We start from the raw sequence: 13,895 nt of genomic DNA on the forward strand, positions 1-13,895 counted from the left end.
ATCGCGCGGTTGTACCCGACGGAACGAACCTTGTCGGTGACCGGGACGCGACCGACGCGGACGTCACTCGGAAGTGCGACGCTCCCGCACCGCGTCGAAGGTGCGCTGCAGGGCCGCCGTGGACGCCTCGTAGTCGACCTGGGCGACGCCGATGAAGAGGCAGTCGACGACCATGAGCTGCGCGATCCGGCTTCCGAGCGCCCCCGACCGGAACGCGGTCTCCCGGGCGGCCGTCTGGAGGACGATGTCCGCGCCGCTCGCCAGCGCCGACTCCGCGTGGTTCGTGATCGCGATCGTCGTCGCCCCTGAGCGAGCGGCGAGACGGAGGAAGTCGACGGTGTCGGCGGTCGCTCCGGAGTGCGAGATGGCGACGGCGACCGACTGCTCGTCGAGGATCGCGGCAGCCGTCCAGGCCGCGTGCGAGTCGGGCCATTCGAGTGCGACGCGGCCGATGCGGGAGAGCTTGCGCTGGAGGTCGACGGCGACGATCGAGCTCGCTCCGACGCCGAAGATGTCGACGCGGCGAGCGCCGGCGACCGCTGCGGCTGCGCGCGTGAGGGCTTCGGTGTCGAGGGCCTGGGCGGTGTCGGCGATCGACAGGGACTCGTTCGCGGCGACCTTCGCGACGATGTCGTCGAGGCTGTCACCGGCGACGATGTCGGGTGATTGGGCGTTCGTGCCGGCCAGGGCGAGTCGCTCGCGGAGGTTCTCCTCGGTCAGGTCGTGCCGGAAGTCCTTGAAGCGGTCGTAGCCGATCTTCCGCGTGAACCGCACGACCGTCGTCGTCGAGGTGGACGCCTCCTCCGCGATCTCCGCGACCGACCGCGTTGCGAACGCGCCCGGGTCGGCCAGGAGCGACTCCGCGATGCGGCGCTCCGAGGGGCGGAGTTCTTCGAGACGAGCGCGCACCTCGGTGGACACCGCCCGCGCTCTGCGGCCGTCTGCTCCCATGCGTGCTCCCCTCGTCGGTCATCACTGTACCGTCGGCACCGGCCGACGACAGGTATGGAAAGTACCATCCCTCGTCTGACCGTGTATCTTTGTGGCAAAGCCCCGAGCACGATCCAGGAACCAAGGGAGGTCCCGTGACCAGCTCCACACCGCCCATCACGATCAGCAGCGCCGCCCGGCGTCGCGCCATCGTGGCCGGCAGCGTCGGCAACTTCATCGAGTGGTACGAGTTCGGGATCTACGGGTTCCTCGCCACGATCCTCGCGGCCCAGTTCTTCAGCGACGGCGAGCAGACGGGCATCGAGTCGCTCATCGCGACGTACGCGTCCTTCGCCATCGCCTTCTTCTTCCGCCCGGTGGGTGCGGCCCTGTTCGGCCGGATCGGCGACCGGATCGGTCGGAAGCCGACGCTCATCCTCGTCCTCGTACTGATGTCCGGAGCGACCGCCCTCATCGGCATCCTCCCGACGTACGCGTCGATCGGTGTCGCGGCTCCGATCCTGCTCACGCTCGTGCGCATCCTCCAGGGGCTCTCCGCGGGTGGCGAGTTCGGCGGGGCCGTCTCGGTCATGACCGAGTTCGCACCTGCGGGCAAGCGCGGACTCTACGGCTCCTGGCAGTCGTTCACCGTCGCGCTCGGCCTCCTCGGCGGCGCGGGAACCGTCGCGCTGTTGTCGGCCGTCCTGTCCGAAGCGGATCTGGCGGCGTGGGGCTGGCGGATCGCCTTCCTCCTCGCGATCCCGCTCGGCGCGGTCGCCCTGTTCCTCCGCCTCAAGCTCGAGGAGACGCCGGAGTTCCAGCAGATCACCGCCTCGGGCACCGACACCGCCAAGGCTGCGACGCAGCCGGTCGTCCGTGCCGGCGCTGCGGCGACCGCGAAGGCGATCCTCCTCGGCATCGGCCGACTGATGGGGTGGTCCGCCGCGGGGTACACCTTCCTCGTCGTCATGCCCTCCTACCTGCAGAGCAGCCTCAACGCGTCGTTCCAGGAGGCCCTGATCTCGACCGTGCTCGCGAACGCCGGATTCGCCGCGACGATCCTCCCGGCCGGATGGCTGTCGGACAAGATCGGTCGCCGCTGGGTGATGCTCACCGGCACCGGCCTCATCGTCATCCTCGCGCTGCCCCTGCTCAACGTGCTCCAGAACCCGGACCTCGGGGTCGGGATCCACGGGCTCGCCGTGTTCGTCGCCGGAGCCGTCGTCGGCATGATCGCGGGCCCCGGCCCGGCCATGCTCGCCGAGATGTTCCCCACCTCCGTCCGCTACACCGGCCTCGGGTTGTCGTACTCGATCTCGAACGCCGTGTTCTCGGGCAGCGCCGGACTCATCATCACCTCGCTGATCGCCTCCACCGGCGACCTCGACGTGCCCGCGTACTACGTGATGGCGACGTGCGTGGTGAGCGCGATCGCGATCGGCACCCTCCGAGGGAACGCGCACCGGACGGAGCTGCGCAAGTGACCCGGCCCATGCGCGTCATCGGCCTCATGTCGGGCACCTCGCACGACGCGATCGACGCGGCCGCCGCGGAGATCAGCGTCGACGGCGACACCCTCGTCGTCCACCCACTCGGCCTCATCACCGCCGGGTACGAGCCGGAGCTGCGCGCCATGATCACCGCAGCCCTCCCGCCCGCGGCAACGAGCGTCGAGGACGTCTGCCGTCTGGACACCCGGATCGGCCAGGCGTTCGCCGACCTCGCGGTCCGTGCCGTCGCCGAGCTGTGCGATGGCGACGCCGATCTGATCGTCTCCCACGGCCAGACCATGTACCACTGGGTCGAGGACGGCCGGGTGGAGGGGACCCTCCAGCTCGGCCAGCCTGCCTGGATCGCCGAACGCACCGGCGTGACCGTCGTCGCCGACCTCCGTTCGCGCGACGTCGCGGCCGGCGGCCAGGGCGCCCCGCTCGTGAGCATGATCGACGCCCTCTGGCTCGCGGGTGGGACCGCCGCAGCCGTCAACCTCGGCGGCATCGCCAACGCGACGATCGTGCGCCCGGGAACGGATCCGATCGCGTTCGACAGCGGACCCGCGAACGCCCTCATCGACGCGGTCGTCGCCGAGCACACGGGTGGCGCCCGGCAGTACGACGCCGACGGTGAACTCGCCGCGCGCGGCACCGTCCACGAGGAGACCCTCGAGCTGCTGCTCCGCGAGCCGTACTACGGGCGTCCCGCACCGAAGTCGACGGGTAAAGAACTCTTCCACCTCGCGTACCTGCGGCAGCAGCTCGCCGGCCGACCGGCGCTGCCTGTGGAGGACCTGGTCGCGACCCTGACCGAGCTGACCGCCCGGACCGTGGCCGACGCGGTCCGCGGGGTCGAGCGCGTCATCCTCGCCGGCGGCGGCGTCCGCAACCCGCAGCTCGTCGCACGCATCCGCGCGGCCCTCCCCGAGGCCGAGGTCGTCATCAGCGACGACGCCGGGCTCCCGTCCGACGCGAAGGAGGCGCTCGCCTTCGCCGTCCTCGGGTTCCTGACGGTGAACGGACAGGCGGGCTCCCTGCCCTCCGCCACCGGCGCCTCGCACGGCAGCGTGCTCGGCGCGATCGTCCCCGGAAGCGCCCTCCCGGCTCGGACCCTCGACGGGCCTCCGCAGGGGCTACGGTTCGAAGCATGACGGCCGATGGAGCACCGCACCACCGCGACGGCCACACACCGTCAGACCCAGAACGGACGGCCCATCGTGCCTGAGACCTCGAGTACCCTGGCCGCGCTCTCGACGGAGGGACGCAACCCGCGCACGATCGACCTCGACACCCTCGACACGCTTCGGCTGCTCGAGGTCATCAACGACGAGGATCGGCTCGTCGCGGATGCGGTCCGCGCGGAACTGCCGGACATCGCCCGCGCCGTGGAACGCATCACGGAGGCACGACGGAACGGCGGGCGCCTCATCTACCTGGGCGCCGGGACGAGCGGTCGGATCGGCCTGCTCGACGCGGTCGAGTGCCCGCCGACGTTCGGGACCGACCCCTCCGAAGTGATCGGGCTCATCGCCGGCGGCGAGAACGCGTTCGTGGTCGCCGTCGAAGGTGCTGAGGACGACTTCGAACTCGGTGCCGCGGAACTCCGCGCAGCCGAGCTCCGACCCACCGACGTGGTCGTCGGGCTCGCGGCCAGTGGTCGCACCCCCTACGTCATCGGCGGCCTGCGCTACGCCCGCCAACTCGGTGCGGCGACCATCGCGGTGTCCTGCAACACGGGCTCGCGGATCGGGGCCGAGGCCGAGATCGCCATCGAGGTCATGACCGGCCCCGAGGCGCTGACGGGGTCGACCCGACTCAAGGCCGGGACCGCGCAGAAGCTCGTGTGCAACATGCTCTCCACCGCGAGCATGGTGCGCTCGGGCAAGGTCTACTCCAACCTCATGGTGGACGTGCGGCCCACGAACGAGAAGCTCGTCGACCGCGCGCAGCGGATCGTCGCCGACGCCACCGGAGCCGATCGCGCCGTCGCGGACGCCGCCCTGGAACAGGCCGGGTCACATGCCAAGACGGCCGTCGTCATGCTCCTCGCCGACGTCGACGCCGCGACGGCGACACGCCTGCTCGAAGCGAACGACGGCGACGTCCGCGCGGCCGTGTCCGCTGCTGCGAGCGCCTGAACAGGAACGAGAGGACCACCGTGGAGATCATCATCCTTCCCGACGCAGCCGAGGTCGGTCGGGTCGCCGGCGCGAAGATCGCGTCGATCGTGGCCGGGCGGCCTGAGCCGGTCATCGGCCTGGCGACCGGCTCCAGCCCCCAGGGCATCTACACCGAGCTGGCTCGTCGCGTCGCAGCGGGCTCGCTATCGTTCGCCGGTGCCCGCGGGTTCGCGCTGGACGAGTACGTCGGCATCCCGGCGGAGCACCCCGAGTCGTACGCCAAGGTGATCGCCCGGGAGGTGGTCGGTCCGCTCGGCTTCGACCCGTCGCGCGTCCGCGTCCCCGATGGCCGCGCAGCCGACCTCGAGGCCGCCGCGCAGGAGTACGACCGGGCCATCGCCGAGGCCGGCGGGATCGACGTGCAGATCCTCGGCATCGGCGCGAACGGGCACATCGGGTTCAACGAACCCACCTCGTCGTTCGCCTCGCGCACGCGGATCAAGACCCTCGCGCCGAAGACCCGCGAGGACAACGCCCGGTTCTTCGACTCGCTCGACCAGGTGCCCACCCACTGCATGACCCAGGGGCTCGGCACCATCCTCGAGGCCCGAGAACTCGTGCTGGTCGCGCAGGGTGCCGGGAAGGCGGAGGCCATCGCTGCCTCGGTGGAAGGACCGCTGAGTTCCTTCGTTCCCGGGTCCGCGCTGCAACTGCACGAGCACGCGACCGTCATCGTCGACGAGGCCGCGGCGTCGCGACTCAAGCTGGCGGACTACTATCGCTACACCTACGACAATCTGCCGGAGTGGCAACGCTTCGAATGATGGTCGGGCGATGGCCGACGACGCTCCATCCAGCTGAGGCATCGCGTTCCCGCACCCGCATCCCCGCACGCCGCTGACGCCCGATCTCGAGAAGGAAGCCTCGTGGCCCACCCGACCACCGTCCCATCCCCCGCCACCCAGGCCATCGGCGAGGCTGTCGGCGATCCGGCCCGCATCCGGACCCGCGCGATCGACCGAGCCGCCTACGCCGGTGACGCCTCGCACTACCTCCTCACCCCGGAGGCCGTCGTCATCGCGGAGAGCGCGGCCGAGGTCGCCGCCATCCTGCGAGCGGCGAGCCGTTCCGCCGCTCCGGTCACCTTCCGGTCTGGCGGCACCAGCCTGTCCGGCCAGGCGTCGGGCTCCGGTTTCGTCATCGACACGAGGCAGCGGTTCAAGTCCATCGAGGTCCTCGACGGCGGCAAGCGTGTCCGCGTGCAGCCCGGGGCGACGGTGGCCCAGGTGAACGCCCGCCTGACGCGACTCGGCTACCGCCTCGGCCCCGACCCGGCGAGCGAGGTCGCGTGCACGATCGGCGGTGTCATCGCGAACAACTCGAGCGGCATGGCCTGCGGGATCGACGAGAACACGTACCGGACGCTCGAGTCGATGGTGTTCGTGCTCCCCTCCGGCACGACGATCGACACGGCCGATCCCACGGCAGACCGTCAGCTGCACGACGCCGAACCGGAGCTCGCCGAGGGCATCGAGCGGCTGCAACGGCGGGTGCGGTCCGATCCGGCGTCCGTCGCGTCCATCGAGCGCCAGTTCTCGCTGAAGAACACCATGGGCTACGGGATCAACGCCTTCCTCGACTTCGACTCCCCCGTCGACGTCCTCCAGCACCTGCTCATCGGTTCGGAGGGCACGCTCGCGTTCGTCGCCGAGGCGACCTTCCGCACCGTTCCCGTCCTGCCGCTGGTGTCCACGGCGTTGGCCGTGTTCCCCTCGCTCGACGCGGCGACGCGCGCGCTGCCGGAGTTGGTGGCGTCCGGCGCGGCGACGCTCGAGCTCATGGACGCGACCTCGTTGACGGTCGGGCAGCGGCTCCCCGGCAGCCCGGCGGAGATCCAGGGGTTCACGCCGCAGGATCACGCGGCCCTCCTCGTCGAGTACCGGTCCGGTGACACCGTGGAGCTCAGGGACCGCGCGACCGCCGGTGGCGCGTTCCTCAACGGTCTCGACGTGCATGCACCGGTGGCGTTCACGAGTGACGCGTCCCAGCGTGCGCGTGCGTGGGCGCTCCGCAAGGGGCTCTACGCCTCGGTCGCCGGTGCCCGCCCCTCCGGCACGACGGCGCTGCTCGAGGACATCGTCGTCCCCACGGCGGCCCTCGCCGACACCTGCGCCAGCCTGCAGGAGCTCTTCGAGCAGCACGCCTATCGCGACTCGGTCATCTTCGGCCACGCGAAGGACGGCAACATCCACTTCATGCTCACCGACCGGTTCGAGGGCGACGCCGCGCTCGGCCGGTTCGTGGCGTTCACCGAGCAGATGGTCGACCTCGTCCTCGACGCGGGCGGCAACCTGAAGGCGGAGCACGGCACGGGGCGCGCCATGGCACCGTACGTCCGTCGGCAGTACGGCGACGAGCTGTACGGCGTGATGCTCGAGCTCAAGCGGCTCGTGGATCCGGCCGGTGTGATGAACCCCGGCGTGCTGATCGACGAGGACCCGGAGGCACACCTCCGCGGGATCAAGCTGCAGCCGACGGTCGAGGAAGAGGTCGACCGCTGTGTGGAGTGCGGGTACTGCGAGCCCGTCTGCCCGAGTCGGGACCTGACGCTCACGCCGCGGCAGCGCATCGTCGTGCGCCGGGCCGAGGAGTCCGCCCGGGCCCGCGGCGACATCGCGCTGGCCGAGGAGCTGGCGGACGACTACGACTACGCCGGCGTGCAGACCTGCGCGGTCGACGGCATGTGTCAGACCGCGTGCCCGGTCCAGATCAACACCGGCGCCCTGGTGAAGCGGCTGCGACGCGAGGATGCGGCTCCGGTCCCCGCGGCGGGGTGGAAGGCGGCGGCTGTCGGCTGGGGGCCGGCCACGAGGATCGGTTCGGTCGCGCTCTCGGGCGCGAAGCTGTTGCCGGCTCCCGTGGTCGGCGCGGTGACGGATGTCGCCAGGGCCGTGCTCGGCGCGGACACCGTGCCGAAGTACTCCGGCGACCTGCCGGGCGGCGGGCGCTCGCGGAAGGCGCTCGGTCGCAGCGTCGGTGCAGTGGACGGTCCCACGGTAGGCATCTACGTTCCGGCGTGCGTCAACAGCATGTTCGGTGCGGCGGACGGGGGCGACGGCGTCATGGGCGCTTTCACGCGGCTCCTGGAGCGGGCGGGCCTGCAGATGATCGTGCCTGACGGTGTCGAGTCGATCTGCTGCGGGACGCCGTGGTCGTCGAAGGGCTTCGCGTCCGGGGCGGCGGTGAACGAGCAGCGCACGGTCGAGCGCGTCCGAGCGGCGGTCGCCGACAGTGGTCTGGTGGTCGTGAGCGACGCGTCGAGCTGCACGGAGGGTTTCGCGAAGCTGCTCAGCGCGGGTGGCGTCGTGGTGGAGGACGCGGTGGCGTTCGCCGCCCGTGAGATCCTGCCGCGGGTCGAGGTCGAAGCCCGGATCGAGCAGTTGGTCCTGCATCCGACCTGCTCCTCCCGGCAGATGGGGCTCGACCCCGACCTCGTGCTGATCGGCGAGGCCGTCGCCGAGCGCGTCCACGTGCCCGACGACTGGGGCTGCTGTGCGTTCGCGGGCGATCGCGGCATGCTGCACCCGGAGCTCACCGCCTCCGCGACGAAGGCCGAGGCCGCTGAAGTCGCGGCCATCGGTGCCGACGCGCACGCATCGTGCAACCGCACCTGCGAACTCGGCATGACCCGAGCCACCGGCGAGGACTACCGCCATGTGCTCGAGCTGCTCGACGCCGCATCCGCCAGCTCGGCGAGTGGGGTGGGAGCACGCCTGCGATGACGCGCTGAGTCGCGGGTCGGCTGAGCGCCTGTCGCCAACTCACTCGCTAGTGACACTTATACGGCTTAAGTGACACTAAGCCGCGCGACCACGACGCGCATGTCGACCCCGGTTGCGGGATGGTGTTCCGACATGTGCGTCACAGCCGATCGCGAGCTGTCACCGACGAGAGACCGGTCAGTGACCGGGGCCTCCGTAGGCGGCGTCGGCGACGGCGCCGCAGGACGCTTCCCACGTGCTCTGCTCCGACTCGGGGTAGCTGGAGTCGTAACCGGACGAGTCGAGTCGCCACTGGTGGGCTTCCTCAGGAGACAGCCCGTCGGGCATCCCGGTCGCCTGCTGACCCTCGGGGTACGGGCCGACCTGCAGCGTGAGGTCGACGTCGCCGACGAACTGGTGTCCGCGGTCGGCCATGCACGAGCGCATCGCATCGATCCAGCCCTGGTACTGGGTCGCGAACGCCAGCGCCGTCGCACGCTCCTCCTCGCTCGGGACGTAGGTCGCCTCGGCTGCAGCTACCGCGGCGTCGCGCACCTCCCGGCAGGGCTCTGCAGCGGTCTGCCACGCGGCCTGGTCGGCCTCGCTGAGTGCAGACGGCATCCCGTCGAACGTGGTCGCGTCGAATCCGAACCCTGCTTCGGCCATGCAGGACGCCATCGCGACCTGGCCCGCCTCGCGGAACCGCAGCCACAGGTCCTGCAGGTAGAACTCGTCGATGTGCGTGGATGCGGCCGGCGTCGTCGTCGGGGTCGGGGTCGCGATCGGCGTTGCGGTCGGTGATGCCGACGGCGTCTCCGTGGAGGTCGCGGTCGATGCCGCTCTGATCTCCGAGGCGTTCGCCACCGCCTGCGCCGCGACGCCGCCGAGTCCGCCGGCGACCACCAGCCCGGACGCGAGCAGCACCAGGATCTTCTTGCGAGTCATCATCTCTCCAACCTCAGCAGAACGTGTTTATAGGAAGATAGCTTCCGTAAGCCGCTCCCGCAACCCTTCCGGGTGGAGGAGATGGCCGTCACCATGGCCGATGGGCGGTGCGAACCTCGAGTCCGCATGGAGATGACGAATGCCGAGGCGGTGCCCCATGCAGGGCGAGCCGCGGGCAGTGAGCATCAGTCGGCCAGACTCTTCCGGGGCCGCGAGGTGGCGGCGCTCGGCCGATGTTCGATGTCCCGGAAGGCGTCCGCCGCAGCACGAAGGGCGTCTGCTCGAGCCGTGTCGTCGAGGTGCGCGGGCCCGTAGGTGATGACTGGCGTGAGGGCGTCGTACCCGACGAACTCGAACACGCCGCGGTGGATGTGGAACAGGAACTCATCGATGTCGCCGAAGGCGCCGTCCGGCGCGAAGGCCGCTGCTGGGCCTCCGGTCGTCACGAGTGCCACTGCCCGTCGTCCTGCGAGCCGCGCGGTCTCGAAGAGGCCGGCGTCACCACCGGCGACGCCACCCATGACGAAGACGCGGTCCAGCCAGCCTTTCAGGATGGCCGGCATCGAGAACCACCACAGCGGGAAGGACAGTACGAGGAGGTCGGCCGCCAGGACGCGGTCGAGGTCGGAGCGCACGTCGTCGGGCAGGGTGCCGTCGCAGACGGCGCTCCACTGCTCGCGCTGCGGCTTGAACGGGCCGTCGAACGCCGGGAACTCGTGGCGATCCAGGACCGGTTGCCAGGCCTGCGCATAGAGGTCGAGGAGGTCGACGTGGAGGCCCTGTGCCTCGAGGGCCCGGCGGACTCCATGAGCCTGAGCGGTACTGAAGGAGGCGGGTTCGGGGTGCGCGTGCACGATCAGCACGCTTGAGATGGGAGTCGTCGTCACCTGCACATCATATCTACAAACCTCGATACGTAAATATGACTACGAGGAACCGATGGCGTCTCCCACGCGTCGCATGCGGTCTTCGTCGAGTCGGTAGTGCGTCCATTTGCCCACGCGGGTGGGGTGGACGAGGCCGGCGCGCTCGAGGGTTCCCATGTAGGAGGAGATCGTCGACTGCGCGAGGCCGCTCTTCGCCTGGATGTGGCTGACGCAGGCGCCGACCTCGGCGCGATCCGCGATGGGCTCGTAGTCGGCGAAGGCGACCTCCGGGTCGCGGAGCCACTGGACGATCTCGAGCCGCACCGGGTTGGCCAGCGCCTTGAGCGCGTCGATCAGCGCGTCCGGTTCGATCGTTCCCGAATCCTGCACCCTGACCACCTCTTCCATCGACGAACCACTCTATGTCGATTCGTCGCGTTCATGCGCCGGTCAGGCGGGGCTCGCCAGGGCGAATGCGCGCCACATCTGCTCGGGCCGGGCGATCAGGCAGGGCATCTCCAGGACGGCGCCGCCGACGTCGTCGTGTTGCGAGTCGCCGATCATCAGGCACTCCGTCGGGTCGACGCCGAGCGCGTCGGCGGCGAGCTGGAAGATCCGCGGGTCGGGCTTCACGTAGCCGACCTCGTAGGACAGGATGACCGCGTCCAGTAAGGAGTCGATCCCCCACCGCTGGAGGGCGGGACGGATGTCGAGCGCAATGTTGGAGACGATCGCCAGACGCACGCCGGCGCCTGACGCTCGGGCGATGAAGTCGAAGGCCCCGTCGTTCAACACCCACTGGTTCGGCATGACCTCGTACAGCGCTTCGGCGAAGTCGGTCGACACAGATCCATCGTGGCTGAGCGCTGTGACGAAGGCGTGCCGGTGGGCGACGGGATCAAGATCCCACGCCTGGGTGGGGAACAGTCGCTTCGCGTCCACCCACACGTTTCGAATCCGCTCGGTGGACGGCGGCGCTTGGCCGGGAGCCACCAGCGCTCGCGCTTCGTCGATCCAGCCGTCGATCGATCGTGGGACGGCCAACGTGTTGTGGAAGTCGAGCAGGACAGCCCTCGGTCGAGTGGCTTGCCGACCGGCCACCTGCCCTTTGGCGAGCACATCCTCTGGCCCAGATCGGAGCAAGCCTGCTGTGTCGCCACGTCGCTCGTTCATCGAACGAACCTAGCGTGGCTAACTCGAGGGAACTCTCATTCAACCGTTTCATCGGCGTTCGGAGGCGGCGAGGACGACAGCACAACTCGGCTCTTGTCACCTGGTTCAGACGCTGTCGGTGCAGCGCACCTCATCGCGACTTTCGCTTGAGACGAAGAACAAGGGGAGTCGATGACGACCAAGCTGGCCTTCAAAGACGAGCAGGAGATCGTCGCTGCGGCGAAAGACCCCGAGGACTGACAGATCTGCACTTACCACGTCAGTGCTTTTCGCCCTCCACACCGAAGCACACTCACCGACCTGTGGATAACTCGCCAGAACTGCACCGAACATATCTGCGTCGAGCTGTTGAGCGATCGTCGCATACGCACGGAAGCTCGACACCGAGCCGTTAGCTTCGCGCTGCTTAGATGAGCTCATGAGCAACCATCCTCTCCCAGCACCTCGGAACGACCTGCCGCCGGAACCCTTCCCGTGGATGAGCACGAATCGACCCTCCGGGCCGTATCGGATGACCCTGAGGACTCCGCTCAGTGAGGCGCTGCTGGGGTCGTTTCTGCTGGTGATGGCTCTCTGCTTCTTCTTGACCGCGATAGGTGGTGACTCCACCGGCGTCGTGGTGGTGGGCCTTGGCATCTTCGTCATCGCGGGCGGCGGCGGAGTATTCATGCTCATTGTCGCGATAGCGCGCGCACGCTGGTTCCGGGCCTTTGAACGAGCCCACGGCCGTCGACCGTTCTGACCGCCTGTCGCCGAACGGGAGTCACTGAGTAAGGATCGCCCGTACGAAGGGTGGTGGGGTGCTAGCGACTGCGCCGGGGGTCGCGGTTCTGCTCCGGGGAGCGGGCTTCGGGTGCAGCGCTTGGCGGGGTGGGCCAGGCGCGCGAACTGCTCCAAACATCGCAGCTCGTCGACGGCGTGGCCGGCGTCTCGGATCCCGTTGACGACGGAGCTGACGGCCGTGTCGAACCGGCCGGCGTCGAGGTCGGAGGTGAACAGGTCGATGTCCTGGGTAGGACGGTCGACGATGCCGTGCTCTCGGATCGCTCCCGAGCCCGCGAGCAGGTCCACCTGGACCCTACACTCGCCCTACTGCCCCGGCGCCATATCCGCGAAGCGGCTGAAGTGGCCGTGGAAGCCGACGGTGATCGTCCGGGTGGGGCCGTTTCGGTGCTTGGCGATGATGAGGTCGGCCTCGCCCGCGCGCGGGCTGTCCTTCTCGTAGGCGGATTCACGGTGCAGGAGCACGACCATGTCGGCGTCCTGCTCGATCGAGCCCGACTCCCGGAGGTCGGACAGCGCCGGCATCTTGTCGGCACGCTGCTCCGCACCACGGTTCAGCTGCGATAGCGCGATGACGGGGACCTGGAGCTCCTTCGCCATGAGCTTCAGCGCACGCGAGAACTCCGAGACCTCCTGCTGGCGGCTCTCGACCCGCTTACCGGACGTCAACAGCTGCAGGTAGTCGATGACGACCATCTTCAGCCCAACACGCTGCTTGAGCCGACGGCACTTGGCCCGAATCTCCACGAGCGTCATGTTCGGGCTGTCATCGATGTAGAGCGGCGCATCGTTGATGCGACCCCGGACCTGGGCGATCTTCGTCCAGTCCTGCGAGTCGACCGTTCCCTTACGCATGAGCTGCAGCGGCACTGACGCCTCCGCACTCATCAGGCGCATCGCGATCTCGCTGCGACCCATTTCGAGCGAGAAGAAGATCGACGGCTGGTTGTAGTGGACCGACGCCGCACGGGCGAAGTCGAGCGCGAGCGTCGACTTACCGATAGCGGGTCGGGCGGCGACGATGATGAGCTGCCCCGGGTGGAGACCGTTCGTCAGTTCGTCGAGCTCACGGAAGCCCGTCGGCACGCCGGTCATCGAACCGTCGGTGTGCTTCGCCGCCTCGATCTCGTCGATCGCCGCACTCACCGCGTCGGTCAGCGGGACATAGTCCTCGACCTCCTGGTTGCCGGAGACGGCGTAGATCTCCGCCTGCGCGGAGTTCACGAGCTCCACCGCCTCACCCTCGGCCGCATAGCCCATCTGCACGATGCGGGTGCCTGCCTCGACCAGGCGACGCAACAGTGCGCGCTCAGCGACGATGCGGGCGTAGTAGCCGGCGTTCGCCGCGGTCGGCACCAGGCTCGTGAGCGTGTGCAGGTAGTCGGCACCACCGGCACGCGACAACTCACCCGTCTTGACGAGTTCGTCGGTGACCGTGATGACGTCCGTCGGCTCACCGTGCGAGTACAGCGTCAGCAGCGCGTCGTAGATGACCTCGTGCTTGGGGATGTAGAAGTCCACACCGCGGAGCGTCTCGACCACATCGGCGACCGCGTCCTTCGACAGCAGCATGCCGCCGAGTGCGCTCTGCTCCGCCAGCAGGTCGTGCGGAGGGACCCGCTCGTTGCTGCGCGGCTCGTCGTACGAACCGCCGCCTTCCGAGCGGTTGAGGTGAGCGATCGACAAGTGGACATCCCTTCTCGATGTGGACTCGGGTGCAGCGGGTGGTGACGATTCAGGTGTATCAGGGGCGGAGGACATTCGGGCCGCCGCGCGGGTCTCGCGAGCCACGGACGAGGGCTTCGAAGCCTGCTCCCCCGGCTG

13 protein-coding genes are annotated in these 13,895 nt (G+C 69.2%); 6 read left to right on the forward strand and 7 right to left on the reverse strand.

The window, feature by feature from the left end; all coding sequences use genetic code 11:
• Window positions 1-63: 63 nt before the first annotated feature.
• Entirely contained in the window at window positions 64-951 is an 888-nt protein-coding gene (locus QRN26_RS02790; RefSeq protein WP_285035174.1) for a MurR/RpiR family transcriptional regulator, read from the reverse strand.
• Window positions 952-1,085: 134 nt separating this feature from the next.
• Between QRN26_RS02790 and QRN26_RS02795 the strand changes: the two genes are divergently transcribed.
• The 5 genes from QRN26_RS02795 to QRN26_RS02815 all read left to right on the forward strand — a co-directional run bounded on the left by QRN26_RS02795 (window position 1,086) and on the right by QRN26_RS02815 (window position 8,325).
• On the forward strand, window positions 1,086-2,414 hold the full coding sequence (locus tag QRN26_RS02795; protein ID WP_285035175.1) for an MFS transporter: 1,329 nt from the start codon (window positions 1,086-1,088) through the stop codon (window positions 2,412-2,414).
• Window positions 2,411-3,574, forward strand: coding sequence for an anhydro-N-acetylmuramic acid kinase (locus QRN26_RS02800; protein ID WP_285035176.1), 1,164 nt, complete (start codon window positions 2,411-2,413; stop codon window positions 3,572-3,574). Before QRN26_RS02795 ends, QRN26_RS02800 begins: the two co-directional genes overlap by 4 nt.
• A gap of 6 nt (window positions 3,575-3,580) precedes the next feature.
• Entirely contained in the window at window positions 3,581-4,561 is a 981-nt protein-coding gene (gene murQ, locus QRN26_RS02805; RefSeq protein WP_285035177.1) for an N-acetylmuramic acid 6-phosphate etherase, read from the forward strand.
• Between the two features lie 20 nt (window positions 4,562-4,581).
• Window positions 4,582-5,367, forward strand: coding sequence for a glucosamine-6-phosphate deaminase (gene nagB, locus QRN26_RS02810; RefSeq protein WP_285035178.1), 786 nt, complete (start codon window positions 4,582-4,584; stop codon window positions 5,365-5,367).
• Between the two features lie 102 nt (window positions 5,368-5,469).
• Window positions 5,470-8,325: an FAD-binding and (Fe-S)-binding domain-containing protein gene (locus QRN26_RS02815; RefSeq protein ID WP_285035179.1), complete on the forward strand. Its 2,856-nt coding sequence runs from the start codon at window positions 5,470-5,472 to the stop codon at window positions 8,323-8,325.
• Between the two features lie 177 nt (window positions 8,326-8,502).
• Here the strand turns inward: QRN26_RS02815 and QRN26_RS02820 are convergent, their stop codons facing one another.
• The 5 genes from QRN26_RS02820 to QRN26_RS02840 all read right to left on the reverse strand — a co-directional run bounded on the left by QRN26_RS02820 (window position 8,503) and on the right by QRN26_RS02840 (window position 11,708).
• Window positions 8,503-9,252 carry a hypothetical protein gene (locus QRN26_RS02820; protein WP_285035180.1) on the reverse strand — a complete coding sequence of 250 codons (750 nt, stop codon included), beginning with the start codon at window positions 9,250-9,252 and terminating at the stop codon, window positions 8,503-8,505.
• 182 nt (window positions 9,253-9,434) lie between these two features.
• A complete protein-coding gene (locus tag QRN26_RS02825) occupies window positions 9,435-10,136 on the reverse strand; it encodes an NAD(P)H-dependent oxidoreductase (protein ID WP_285035181.1) in 702 nt (233 codons plus the stop codon).
• A gap of 39 nt (window positions 10,137-10,175) precedes the next feature.
• Window positions 10,176-10,505: an ArsR/SmtB family transcription factor gene (locus QRN26_RS02830; protein ID WP_285035182.1), complete on the reverse strand. Its 330-nt coding sequence runs from the start codon at window positions 10,503-10,505 to the stop codon at window positions 10,176-10,178.
• A 60-nt stretch (window positions 10,506-10,565) separates the two neighbouring features.
• Window positions 10,566-11,288, reverse strand: coding sequence for an HAD family hydrolase (locus tag QRN26_RS18890; protein WP_350223902.1), 723 nt, complete (start codon window positions 11,286-11,288; stop codon window positions 10,566-10,568).
• A gap of 105 nt (window positions 11,289-11,393) precedes the next feature.
• Window positions 11,394-11,708, reverse strand: coding sequence for a hypothetical protein (locus QRN26_RS02840; RefSeq protein ID WP_157579959.1), 315 nt, complete (start codon window positions 11,706-11,708; stop codon window positions 11,394-11,396).
• A 58-nt stretch (window positions 11,709-11,766) separates the two neighbouring features.
• Here QRN26_RS02840 and QRN26_RS02845 point away from each other — a divergent pair, with 58 nt between their 5' ends.
• Window positions 11,767-12,030, forward strand: a complete 264-nt coding sequence (locus tag QRN26_RS02845) for a hypothetical protein (protein WP_157579957.1) — start codon at window positions 11,767-11,769, stop codon at window positions 12,028-12,030.
• A 347-nt stretch (window positions 12,031-12,377) separates the two neighbouring features.
• Here the strand turns inward: QRN26_RS02845 and dnaB are convergent, their stop codons facing one another.
• The gene (dnaB, locus tag QRN26_RS02850; RefSeq protein ID WP_369796480.1) at window positions 12,378-13,751 is read right to left on the reverse strand and encodes a replicative DNA helicase; all 1,374 of its coding nucleotides are present in this window, start codon (window positions 13,749-13,751) and stop codon (window positions 12,378-12,380) included.
• Window positions 13,752-13,895: the final 144 nt, after the last annotated feature.

Origin of the sequence: Plantibacter sp. ME-Dv--P-095, from assembly GCF_030209365.1 — a bacterium.
GTDB lineage: Bacteria > Actinomycetota > Actinomycetes > Actinomycetales > Microbacteriaceae > Plantibacter.